Raw genomic sequence first — 11,843 nt, forward strand, 5'->3', positions numbered from 1 at the left:
CTTGCGTACGGGTGTGCGGGAGCACTGGACTTCCACGGTCGACACGGCGGCATCCGGTACCGGTCGCCGGTATGGCATCCGGTACCGGTCGCCGGTATGGAAGGAAGCGCATGACACCCCTGCCCGACGGCCGCACACCCTGGCCCGAGGAGTTCGTCGACCGCTACTGGGCGGCCGGGCACTGGCGTGGCAACACGCTGGACAACCTGCTGCGCGGCTGGGCCCTGCAGTACGGACCGCGGACCGCGCTCGTGCACGGCGGCACCCGCGTCACGTACGCGCAGCTGAACCGGCGGGTGGACCGCATGGCCGCCGGATTCCGGCTGCTCGACCTCCGGCCCGGGCAACGGGCCGTCGTGCAGCTGCCGAACGTTCCCGAGTTCGTGGTCACCGTGTTCGCGCTGATGCGCGCCGGGGTGGCCCCCGTGTTCTGCCCGCTCCCGTACCGCGCGTCCGAGGTGTCCCGCCTCGTGCGGGTCACCGAGGCCGTCGGCTATGTCGGACCCTCGACGTACGAGGGCTTCGACCACACGGCGATGGCGGCCGGTATCGCGACCCAAGGGCCCTTCCTGCGACGGGTGTTCACCTACGAGGAGCCGGGCGCCGAGTCCCCGTACGGCGGCTTCACGACCGACCCGTCGGGCTGCCACTACGTCCCGCTGGGCTCCGTCGACGCCCCGCCGGCACCGGCGCGCGCGACCAGCGCCGACCAGGTGGCGTTCTTCCTGCTCTCCGGCGGGACCGACGGGGCTCCCAGGCTCGTTCCGCGTACCCACGACGACTACGCCTGCCAAGCGCGGGCCGCCGCCGAGCTCGTGTCGCTCACCGAGGACGACGTGTACCTGGCCGCGCTGCCCGCGGGCTCCACCTTCGCCTTCGGCTGCCCCGGCGTCGTCGGCACCCTCTCCGTCGGCGGCACCGTCGTCCTGGCCGCGGACCCGGAACCCGCCGCGTGCCTTCCGGTCGTCGAACGGGAGCGGGTCACCCTCACCTCGGTGGACCCCGGCGCAGCCCGACGCTGGCTCGACGCGCTCTCCTCCGTCGGTGCCGACGTGAGCAGTCTGCGTCTCCTCCAGGTCGGCGGGGCGCTCCTGCCGCGGGCGGACGCCGAACGTGTGGGACCCGAGCTGGGCTGCCGCCTCCAACAGGTCTTCTCCATGGCCGAGGGGCCGCTCACCTTCACCCGGCCCGCCGACCCGGACGAGACCGTGTTCACCACGCAGGGCCGCCCGCTCTCGCCGGACGACGAGCTCCGCCTGGTCGACGCCTTCGGAGAGGACGTGCCCGACGGGGAGCCCGGCGAACTCCTCGCCCGCGGCCCGTCCGTCCCGCGCGGCCACCTCCGGACCCCCGACGAGGACGCCCGCGCCTTCACCCCCGACGGCTGGTTCCGCACCGGCACCCTGGCACGACGCACCCCGGACGGCGACCTGGTGGTGACCGGGGGCATTCGCGGGGGCACGGCCGAGAACCGCGAAGCCGCCCCTTAAAGGGTGTTGCAGAAGGCCCAGTTGCGGGCATTTCTCCTGCCAGTGCTTCGACATCGGCGACGAGACCCCGTGGAACCCGTCCAATGGAGCTTCCCGCATGTTTCCAGCGCCAGGTAGCGGTCTTCGAAGCGGAGCTGGAACTCCCCTCGGGCATCGGGCCGATGGAGAACGACGAGTGTCAGATCAGCCCCGATACCTTCGAAACCTTCGTGAACGCCCTTGTGGCGAAGCACCGAAGAACGAGCCACGCCATCTGGCTCGCGCTCTCCGAAGGCTTCACTGCCACGGTGCTCGTTCTTGCAGAACGCGCCGCGATCAAGGTGGACTGGGCACGGCACGGAGCCACCCCGGAAGCCCCGCTCGAAGACGTGCAGGTTTCCACCGTCACGGGGCTGTCCGCCCCTGCGGAAGGCGCAGCCTGGGCTGCGGGGCTGCGCGAGAAGGCCCGGGAGCTGGGACGGCGCATGCCCCGCTGACCAGAGCAGCCGCGCCTGACGAACCCGATCGCAACCTCTCACCGCTGCAGCCGCCATAAGAACTGAACCACCAACGGAAACGGCTGCTAAGAGGCGCAGGGCGGCGGCCACTGAGTCAGAGCCGCTCCGCGCGCCGGCGCGCATCGTCGACGTCACCGCCCGTTCGCGGGTTGAGCTGTGTTCGTGCGCGCAGGTGGCTGCCATCTCCGGCGAGGGCGGTGTCGTCGCGGTGACCACGGCGGGTCTAAGATCACGCCCTACCTTGATCGCTTAGATGCGGGAGGACATTGATGGCCAAGATGAGGACCCGGATAGCGACCCTGCTTGCGGCGACCGCCGTGACGGTCGGTGCCACCCTTGGCACTGGTGCGGGTACTGCCGCGGCAGCGCCCCGGCTCACCGTCCAGACGAGCTGGTACCAGGACACCCATTCGGTGGTCGCCTACCTCTACGCCGACGGCAAGTACGCCGGATACGTGAACTGGAACGCGGACCCGGTGGGAACCGACCCTGGAGACGCGCTGCGAGCAAATGACGACGCGGCCGACGGGTGGGGCGTCAAGGGGATCATCACGAACGCCTGGGTCTACCGCGAGGCTTCGACTCAGGGGCACTCGTCCCCTTACACGACCTCATGGAAGACCGGTGACCTGGACGAAGGCCAGCGTCTGTCCCTCGACGTGTGCCTGGTGAAGGGCTCGGAGCAGGTCTGCAGCCGCGGCCTCCCTGTCCGGTCGTAGGCGGATCTCCCACCCAGCTGAGGCGAGTGCACGCAGGCCTGAGCGGACAGTTCCGCAAGTGTCCAGCCTGGACTCGGCAGTGCCCCGGTCCCGTCACGGGCAGGTCTCGGGGCACTGCGGCCGTCCGCTGTCCGCCACAGGAAGGCGACCTCTCACGCCGTCAGAGTGGTGACCGTGCCACCCTCCAGCCGCTCCTCGGCGTCATCGCGTGCGCGGCGCAGACCAGATGCAAGCCGCCATGGGGGTCGGCGACCTCGTACGTCAGGGGCTCCCCACAGGCCCTGCTCGGCCTGTCGTAGCCGAAGGAAGCGCCGACAGGCCAACTCCCTGCACCAGGCGCGGCCGCCATGGCTCCTGAGGGTGCTGTAGCGGTCGGGGCAGACGCTCCACGGGGGCCGCGCGGCTGCATCCGTATGGCAGTTGTGCGGGTGCAGTGGGCATTCGATCACACGTTCGAGATGTCGCAAAAGATCATGCTAGCCTCCGCTGTTCGATGACGTCTTCCTTCCAGCGGAGGTTTTGCAGTATGAGGATTCGGCGTGCTCTCGGGCGCACGGGTGCCATGGGCTCCACGGTGATTGCACTGTTGGGCGTGATCCTGGTTCCGCAGGCAAGCGCTGCAGAGACCTGCGTCAGTACGACCGGGGCCAAGATGTGCTGGCAGTCCACGGGTGATGACGTCTACATCACCGACACCAAGGCCGATGGCCACCGTGCGGGCGGCTACTACGCCACGGACCGTGGAAGTTACGGATGGTGTGAGAACACCAAGGGCGCGAACACCACGGTGAAGTGCAACCTCGAACTCGAGGAGCCCGACATGATCGATTTCTACGCCGCCAGGTGCGAAGGCCCCTGCGCTCCCTTTGGGAGTACCGCTCTGAACAAGTCCGGCTGGAAGCGCGTAGCCGTGTGATTCAGATGCCACGCTGAGGCGCGGCTCTCAGGAACTCCTGAGAGCCGCCGCCCATACCGACCGACGATGGGCCACGTGCAGTGCCGCCGACGGTGGTCCCTGGGCATCTCCGGTGCGAACATGCACGACAGCCAGGGCCTGGAGCCGCTCGTCCGGGGCATTCCGCCCGTCCGCTCCCGCCGTGGGCCCCGGCGCCGTCGGCCGGCGAAACTCCATGCCGACAAAGGATGCGACTACGGCCACCTGTGTCGACGGCTCCACCGGCGCTATGAACGGAAGGCCGAGCACTTCCTCGCCTTCGTCGGCATAGCCGCAAGCCTCATTGGCTACCGAAGGCTCACAGGCTGAGGCGCCGGTTACCCGATGAGCTGTTCCGTCGCCCGGCGATACTGTTTCGACCGACTTTCCGTCAGTTCCCACGGAGCAGGCAGGCCGTCCTCCCGCATCCGGGCTTCCGCCTCTTGCCGGTATGCGACCTCGAAGCGGATCAGACTGTCGAAGGAGTCGATACGGACGGCGGACGGCGGACGGCGGACGGCGGACGGCGGACGGCCAGGATGCCGCCGCCGTCGAGGCGCACTCCCCCGTCGTCACCAGGGATCAACGGCGGGGCAGTCCCAGCGGGTTGCCGTCTCGCAGCTCCTGCGGGAGCAGGTGCTGCGGGGTCGACTGGTAGGTGACCGGGCGCAGCCAGCGTTCGATCGCGGTCGCGCCGACCGAGGTGGCGGTGGAGGTGGTGGCCGGGTAGGGCCCGCCGTGGTGCTGCGCGCCCGCCACCGCCACGCCCGTCGGCCAGCCGTTGACGAGCACGCGGCCCGCCAGCGGGGTCAGTTCGGCGAGCAGGGAGGCGGCCTCCGGGTCCTCCTCCGCCATCTGGAGCGTGGCGGTGAGGTTGCCGGGGAGCAGGCCGAGGACCGCGGTGATCTCGTCCCGGGAGGAGTAGCGGGCGACCAGGGTCACGGGGCCGAAGCACTCGTGGAGGATCGCGCTGTGCGCGCCCTTGAGCAGGATCTCGGCGTCGAAGGTCAGGAAACCCGCGTTGACGGTGTGCGGACCGCCCGGGCCCGGGTGGACGGGCGCGGCGACGCCGGCGATCTGGGCGAGCTCGTAGGTCGCGGTGAGGAAGCGGTCCCGCATCCGGTGGTCGAGCATCACGCCGGGCTCGGACTCGCTGATGGCGTCCGTGAGGGCGGAGACGAAGCGGTCGCCGGCCTCGCCCGTGGGCGCCAGGACGAAGCCGGGCTTGGTGCAGAACTGCCCCTGGCCCAGGGTCACCGAGGCCGCGAGGCCGGCCCCGATCTCCGCGGCCCGCTCCTCGGCGGCGGCCGCGGTGATCACGACCGGGTTGAGCGAGCCGAGTTCGCCGTGGAAGGGGATGGGGACGGGCCGGGCCGCCGCCGCGTCGAAGAGCGCCCGCCCGCCCGTGACGGAACCGGTGAAGCCGGCCGCCGCGACCAGCGGGTGGCGGACGAGGTCGACACCCGCGTCGAAGCCGTGGACCAGGACGACCACGTCCTCGGGCAGCCCGACCTTGGCCGCGGCCCGGCGCAGGAGCGAGGCGCAGAGCTCGGAGGTGGCCGGGTGGTCCGGGTGGGCCTTGATCACGACGGGGCAGCCGGCCGCGAGGGCGCTGGCGGTGTCGCCGCCGGGGACGGAGAAGGCGAGCGGGAAGTTGCTGGCCGCGTAGACGGCGACGACCCCGAGCGGGACCTTCCAGCGGCGCAGGTCGGGGCGGGGCGGGGTGGTCGTCGGGTCGGGCAGGTCGATCCGTACGTCGAGGAAGGAGCCCTCGTCGACCACGTCCGCGAAGGACCGCAACTGGGCCGTGGTGCGCGCGAGTTCACCGGTCAGCCGGGCCGGTCCGAGCGCGGTCTCGGCGTCGGCGGCCTCGATGACGTGCGGTCCCGCCTCGTCGAGGAGGTCCGCGGCGGTACGGAGCAGGGCCGCCCGCGTCGCACGGTCGGCGAGCGCCTCGCGGGCGGCGGCCGCGGCCCGGACGGCCCGGTCGATCTCCTCGGCTGTGGCCTCCACCGCAACCTGCTCCCGTGGCTTCCCCGTCCGGGGGTCCACACTCCACACTGGTTCAGCTGCCACAGCCATGCCCCTCCGCGCGCTCTGTTCGCTATTCTGAACAGAGTTCCTGTAGATGAATCAGGACTCTATTGACGGGCGTGCCGACTCCACAAGAGGCACGGAAAGAGGGGCGAGGCAATGTCGACTGCCGACACGGGTGGGGCCCAGGTCAAGTCCGCGGTGCGCACCGTGGAGCTGCTCGAGTACTTCGCCGGGCGCCCGGGAATGCACTCGCTCGCCGCCGTCCAGGAGGCCGTCGGCTACCCCAAGTCCAGCCTGTACATGCTCCTGCGCACCCTGGTCGAGCTGGGCTGGGTGGAGACGGACGCGACGGGCACGCGGTACGGCATCGGGGTGCGGGCGCTGCTGGTCGGCACGTCGTACATCGACGGCGACGAGGTGGTCGCGGCCGCACGGCCCACCCTCGACCGGCTCTCCGACGACACGACCGAGACCATTCACATGGCGCGGCTCGACGGCACCAACGTGGTCTACCTGGCGACCCGTCAGTCCCAGCACTATCTCCGGCCGTTCACGCGCGTCGGCCGCCGGCTGCCGGCGCACTCGACCTCGCTCGGCAAGGCGCTGCTCGCCACCCACAGCGACGAGCAGGTCCGCAAGCTGCTCCCGGAGACACTGCCGGCGCTGACCGAGCACACGATCACCGACCGCGAGAGGCTCATCGAGGAGCTGCACCTCATCCGCGAGCAGGGCTACGCCGTGGACCGCGAGGAGAACACCCTCGGACTGCGCTGCTTCGGGATCGCGATCCCGTACCGGACGCCCGCGCGCGACGCGATCAGCTGCTCGGTGCCGGTGGCGCGGCTGACCCCGGGGCACGAGCAGATGATCAAGGACGCGCTCTTCGACGCCCGTGACCGTCTGACCCTGGCGACCCGCCGCCTCTGAGGAACCGCTAGGCCCTGGGCTGGTCGGGGGAGGGTCTCTCCCCCCGCGCGGCGGAGGCGGTTCGTCTGTGGGCAGGAGGTGCGGGGAGGGGCGCGCGCGGGAGCGTGGGGCCATGACGCAGACCGCTCCCCACCTCCCCGTTCCGAGGCCGGCCGGCCGCCCGGACGCCGCCCGCAGGATCCTCCGCACCCTCGCCGGCGTGGCCTGCCTCCCGTACATCTCGCTCAAGATCGCCTGGGTGTTCGGCAGCGAGATCGGCATTCCGGCCGGGAGCGTGCTCCTGGAACACCGGACCCTGCTGATCGTCGCCAACTCGGTCTCCGTGGTGATGGACGCCGTGGTGGCCGTCCTCGCCCTGCTGCTCACCCAGCCGTGGGGCCTGCGGGTGCGGGCCTGGCTCCTCGCGTTCCCCCTGTGGGCCGCGACCGGGCTGCTCTCCCCGATCATGATCGGCTTCCCCGCGCAGCTCGCGGTCTCCCTCGTCACCGGCCCGCCGAAGCCGGCCGCCGGCGGCGAACCGTTCCTCGACGACTGGGTCTTCGGGATCGTCTACGGCGGCTTCATCGTCCAGGGGCTCGCGCTCGGCACCCTCTTCGTCCTCTACGTACGCGAGCGCTGGGCGCACGTGTGGCGCGGCACCCTGGGCGACCTGCCCGCCCGGCTCTGCGGCACCGGCACCCGCGTCACGGCCGCCCTCGCCTCGCTGCTCGCCCTGGTGCCCGCCGCCGTCCATGTGATGTGGGCGTCCGGCGCGACGCGTGGGCTCTCCCCGGCGCAGATCGCCCGGCGCACCGACGACTTCTACGTCCTGGAGTGGACGCGCGCGCTCTTCGTCGCCGTCGCCGTGGCCGGCGTGGTGCTCCTGGTCCTCCGGCGGGCCCGGTCGCTGTCGGTCCGTACGACCCTGGGCCTGGCCTGGGTCGGCTCGGGCGGAGTCGGGTGCTGGGGCGCCTACATGATGCTCGTGACGTTCATGCCGGACACCGATCCCGACAAGGCGTTCACCGGCCTGGCTCAGCTGACCTACGCTGGGGAAATGATCACCGGGTTCCTGCTGGCGGGCTGTCTGGCCGACTTCCTGCGGCGCCGGAGCGCGAGCGCGTGAGACCGCTGCTCGCACCGATCCTGGGCCGGCGGGCCAGGCTCCGCTGGGTGCATCTGATCCTGGGCGGCGCCCTGTTCATGCCGTACTGGCTGGTGGGCTCGGTGGTCGTGGCCATGCTCACGGGCGGGGAGGCGATGTTCGGGGCGAGCCTGACCGTGCAGTTCGGGGCGTACGCGGTGGGCCTGCCACTCGCCGCGCTCACCTCGCTCTTCCCGCTGACCCGGCCGATGTCGGTCGCGGCGGCGCGGGCGCTGTGCGGGATCGGGGGCGGCGACCGGACCGGGGGCGAGCGGGTCCCGGGCGACCGGACGGCTGTCGACCGGGCCGTGGGCGACCGGCTCGCCGACGGACCCGCTCGGGGGCGCGGTGCCAAGGCGCGCACGGCGGGCTGGTTCACGCTCCATCTGGGGATCGGCGCGCTGGTAAGCGGGGCGACGCTGGCCCTGCCGCCGTTCGCGGTCACGGTGATGGCGCTGCCGTTCTCGGCTTCGCTCCAGGAGTCGGAACTGGCCTCGTTCTGGGGTCTGGACCGGCCGTGGGTGCAGTGGCTCGGCGTCCCTGCCGGGCTGCTGATGCTGCTCGCGCTCGCCGCCGTCGCCGCGGGCACGGGGACCTTCCTCGCCCGGCAGGCGCCGCGGCTGCTCGGTCCGAGCGCGACGGACCGCCTCGCGGCGGCCGAGCGGCGCGCCGCCGAGCTGGCCGTGCGCAACCGGCTCGCGCGTGAGCTGCACGACTCCGTCGGCCACGCGCTGAGCGCGGTCACGCTCCAGGCGAGCGCGGCGCGCCGGGTCCTGGACGCCGACGTGGAGTTCGTACGGGAGGCACTGGCCGCGATCGAGGAGACCACCCGGCGCACGGTCGGCGAACTGGACTCGGTCCTGGGCCTGTTGCGCGAGGGCGAGGACGACGGGGAGCTGCCGGGGCCCCGGCTCGACGCGCTGGACGCGCTGGTGAGGGGCGCGGGGCGGCGGGTGGAGCTGACGGTGACCGGGGAGCTCGACCGGGTGCCGGACGCGGTGTCGAGGGAGGCGTACCGGATCGTCCAGGAAGGTCTGACGAACGCGGCCCGGTACGCGGGCGGCGAGCGCGTGACGGCGCGGCTCGCCCTGGACGACGACGAGTTGGAGATCACGATGGAGAATCCCCTGCCCGCCCGCGCGGCGGTGACCCGGCCCGACGGCGGCCGCGGTCTGCGCGGCATAGCCGAACGGGCCCGCCTCCTCGGCGGCACGTCCGAGGCGGGCCCGGTGGCCGGCGTCTGGCGCCTCGCCGTGCGCCTGCCGCGGGGAGGTGTCCGGTGATCAGGATCGTGCTCGCGGACGACGAGCGGATGGTGCGGACCGCCCTGCGGGTCATCCTGGACGCGGAGGCGGATCTGGAGGTCGTGGGCGAGGCGTCCACGGGGGCCGAGGCGGTGTCCGTCGTGCGCGAGACGCGGCCGGACGTGGTCCTGATGGATGTCCGGATGCCGGAGATCGACGGGATCCGGGCGACCGAGCAGATCCTCGCGGGGATGGCGGAACCGCCGCGGATCGTGGTGGTGACGACCTTCGAGAACGACGCGTACGTCTACGACGCGCTGCGGGTGGGCGCGGCCGGCTTCCTGCTGAAGCGGGCCGGCGCGGAGGAGCTCGTGGACGCGGTCCGGCTGGTCGCCCGCAGCGACTCGCTCCTCTATCCGGCGGCGGTACGGGGCCTGGCCGCCGAGCACGCCCGCCGCCGACCCCCGGCGGCGCCGCCCTGGGTGGCCCGGCTGACCGAGCGGGAGGCGGAGGTGCTGCGTCTGGTGGCGACGGGGCTGACCAACGCGGAGATCGCCGGGCGCATGGGGGTCGGCCCGGCGACGGTGAAGACCCATGTGGCGGCGGTCCTGGCCAAGACGGGTGCGCGGGACCGTACCCAGGCGGTGATCCTGGCGTACGAGTCGGGCTTCGTCGGGGCACGCTGAGCGGGCAGGTCGAGGCGGGACGCGCTGAGGCGGGGCGGCGGCGTCCTGCCCCCGGCCCGTCTCCCCTCCTCACGCCCCGCCGAGCGGCCGCGACGCGCGGTGACCAGGCATGAACGTTTCCTGAGAAACGGGACACATCAGGAACGCCACGCCCCCTCCCGCTCGTCCCGCATATGGGATGAACAAGACGATCAGGCGCGCCTCGGTCTTCTCGCTGCTCCTGGTGCTCGCCCTGCTGGGCCGGGCGACCTGGGTGCAGGTGTACGAAGGCAAGGCCCTCGCGGACGACAAGAACAACCGGCGGAAGGCCATGGCGCAGTACGCGCAGCCGCTCGGGAACATCATCGTGGCCGGTTCGCCGGTCACGGGCTCGAAGGAGACGGAGGGTGGCGATCTCGCGTACAAGCGCGACTACACCGACGGCGAGCTCTATTCGGCCGTCACCGGGTACAGCTCCCAGGCCTACGGGGCCACGCAGCTGGAGGGCATCTACGCGGACGTCCTGGACGGCACCGACACCCGGCTGAAGAACCCCCTCGACGCCCTCACCGGCAAGCAGCAGGAACCCGGTGATGTGCTCACGACCATCGACCCGGCCGTCCAGAAGGCCGCCTCCAAGGCGCTCGGGGACACCAAGGGCGCGGCCGTCGCCATCGACCCGAAGACCGGCCGGATCCTCGGGCTGGTGTCCACCCCCTCGTACGACCCCTCGGCGATCGCCGGTCTGACCGACGGCGACACCTGGCAGAAGCTGACCGAGGACGAGGACAAGCCGCTGGTCAACCGTGCCCTGCGGCAGCCGCTGCCACCCGGCTCGACCTTCAAGCTGGTCGTCGCGGCGGCCGCGCTCGAGGACGGGCTCTACGGCTCCGTCGACACGGCGACCGACAGCCCGAACCCGTACAGGCTGCCCGGCTCCACCCGCTACCTGGAGAACGAGAACCCCTCCGCGCCCTGCGAGAACGCCACGCTCCGCACCGCGCTCCAGTACTCCTGCAACAACGTCTTCGCCAAGATCGCGGTCGACCTCGGCCAGGAGAAGGTGAAGGCGACGGCGGAGAAGTTCGGCTTCAACGACGAGCAGCAGGACGTGCCCGTGCGGGCCTACCCGAGCGTGTACCCCTCCGGCATGGACAAGGCGCAGACCGCTCTGACCGGCATCGGCCAGTTCGATGTGACGGCCACGCCGCTCCAGATGGCCATGGTGTCGGCGGCGATCGCCAACGACGGCCTCATGGCGGCGCCCCACATGGTCTCGAAGGTGGTGGACTCCGACGGCGACACCCTCGACTCCTTCGAGGACGGGGACACCGAGCGGATCGTCTCCTCCGCGACGGCGGAGCAGCTGCGCAGCGCGATGGTGACCGTGGTCGACAAGGGCACGGGCTCGAACGCGGCGATCCCGGGCACCGAGGTCGGCGGCAAGACCGGCACCGCCCAGCACGGCGAGAACAACAGCAAGACGCCGTACGCCTGGTTCACGTCGTACGCGAAGGACGCGGACACCGGCAAGGAGGTCGCGGTCGCCGTGCTGATCGAGGACTCGGGCGCGGCGCGCTCGGAGGTCAGCGGCAACGGCCTGGCGGCCCCGGTGGCCCAGAAGATGATGAAGGCGGCGCTGAAGTGACCTACCGGTCCAGGGGCCTTGCCATGAAGAGGGCGGTCTCGCCCTCGGACTCGGTGCCGGTGTAGAGCGTGGTGTCCAGGCCGCAGAGCCGGAACCCCATGCGCCGGTAGGCCCGTACCGCCGGCACGTTGACGCTGGTGACCTCCAGCCAGGCGGTACGGGCGCCGCGCTCGCGGCCGTGGGCCAGGGCGCGGCGCATCAGCTCGCCGCCGATGCCCCGGCCGCGGTGGGCCGGGTCGACGGTGACCTGGTGGACGACGAGCCGCCGGTTCCACTCCTCCACGCCGACGGAGATGAACCCGACGGGCCTCCCGTCGGCGTCGACGGCCACGATCTCGTGCGCGTCCGCCGCGTGGCCGTCCTCGTCCGGGCCGTCCTCCACCGGGAAGGCCTTGACCAGCGGGGGCTCCACGGCGACGAGCCGCAGCCCGAAGCCGAGGTCCCCGGAAGCGACTTCGTAGACGTGCTCCGTGCTGAACGAGTCGTCGAGCGCGGCGAGGGCCGATTGGTCGGCGGGACCCGCGACACGGTATGCAAGGTCATTCATGAACCGAGCATA

At 71.8% G+C, this 11,843-nt stretch carries 10 protein-coding genes and 2 pseudogenes; 10 read left to right on the plus strand and 2 right to left on the minus strand.

Annotated features, from left to right (window positions below; genetic code table 11):
• Nucleotides 1-110: 110 nt before the first annotated feature.
• The 5 genes and pseudogenes from M5362_RS17910 to M5362_RS17930 form a co-directional block, all read left to right on the plus strand.
• Complete coding sequence (locus tag M5362_RS17910) at nt 111-1,490, plus strand: (2,3-dihydroxybenzoyl)adenylate synthase (protein WP_260228582.1); 1,380 nt, start codon at nt 111-113, stop codon at nt 1,488-1,490.
• Nucleotides 1,491-1,542: 52 nt separating this feature from the next.
• Nucleotides 1,543-1,966 (plus strand): annotated as a pseudogene (locus M5362_RS17915) (DUF6086 family protein).
• 290 nt (nt 1,967-2,256) lie between these two features.
• The gene (locus M5362_RS17920) at nt 2,257-2,706 is read left to right on the plus strand and encodes a hypothetical protein (RefSeq protein WP_260228583.1); all 450 of its coding nucleotides are present in this window, start codon (nt 2,257-2,259) and stop codon (nt 2,704-2,706) included.
• Nucleotides 2,707-3,268: 562 nt separating this feature from the next.
• Complete coding sequence (locus M5362_RS17925; protein WP_260228584.1) at nt 3,269-3,622, plus strand: hypothetical protein; 354 nt, start codon at nt 3,269-3,271, stop codon at nt 3,620-3,622.
• A gap of 15 nt (nt 3,623-3,637) precedes the next feature.
• Nucleotides 3,638-3,970: pseudogene (locus M5362_RS17930) on the plus strand (IS5/IS1182 family transposase); the annotation flags it as partial.
• Between the two features lie 252 nt (nt 3,971-4,222).
• Here the strand turns inward: M5362_RS17930 and M5362_RS17935 are convergent.
• On the minus strand, nt 4,223-5,722 hold the full coding sequence (locus M5362_RS17935) for an aldehyde dehydrogenase (NADP(+)) (RefSeq protein WP_260228586.1): 1,500 nt from the start codon (nt 5,720-5,722) through the stop codon (nt 4,223-4,225).
• A 111-nt stretch (nt 5,723-5,833) separates the two neighbouring features.
• On the opposite strand from M5362_RS17935, the gene M5362_RS17940 reads away from it, so the two are divergent.
• The 5 genes from M5362_RS17940 (at nt 5,834) to M5362_RS17960 (ending at nt 11,284) form a co-directional block, all read left to right on the plus strand.
• Entirely contained in the window at nt 5,834-6,604 is a 771-nt protein-coding gene (locus tag M5362_RS17940) for an IclR family transcriptional regulator (protein WP_260228587.1), read from the plus strand.
• 112 nt (nt 6,605-6,716) lie between these two features.
• The gene (locus M5362_RS17945; RefSeq protein WP_260228588.1) at nt 6,717-7,709 is read left to right on the plus strand and encodes a hypothetical protein; all 993 of its coding nucleotides are present in this window, start codon (nt 6,717-6,719) and stop codon (nt 7,707-7,709) included.
• Nucleotides 7,706-9,010 (plus strand): sensor histidine kinase, encoded by a 1,305-nt coding sequence (locus M5362_RS17950; RefSeq protein ID WP_260228589.1) that lies wholly within the window; start codon nt 7,706-7,708, stop codon nt 9,008-9,010. Before M5362_RS17945 ends, M5362_RS17950 begins: the two co-directional genes overlap by 4 nt.
• Nucleotides 9,011-9,039: 29 nt before the next feature.
• On the plus strand, nt 9,040-9,657 hold the full coding sequence (locus M5362_RS17955) for a response regulator transcription factor (protein WP_260228891.1): 618 nt from the start codon (nt 9,040-9,042) through the stop codon (nt 9,655-9,657).
• A gap of 178 nt (nt 9,658-9,835) precedes the next feature.
• Entirely contained in the window at nt 9,836-11,284 is a 1,449-nt protein-coding gene (locus M5362_RS17960; RefSeq protein WP_260228590.1) for a penicillin-binding protein 2, read from the plus strand.
• A 1-nt stretch (nt 11,285) separates the two neighbouring features.
• Here M5362_RS17960 and M5362_RS17965 read toward each other — a convergent pair whose 3' ends face one another.
• A complete protein-coding gene (locus M5362_RS17965) occupies nt 11,286-11,831 on the minus strand; it encodes an N-acetyltransferase (RefSeq protein ID WP_260228591.1) in 546 nt (181 codons plus the stop codon).
• Nucleotides 11,832-11,843 lie beyond the last annotated feature (12 nt).

Source organism: Streptomyces sp. Je 1-79, from assembly GCF_025195125.1.
Classification (GTDB): Bacteria; Actinomycetota; Actinomycetes; order Streptomycetales; family Streptomycetaceae; genus Streptomyces.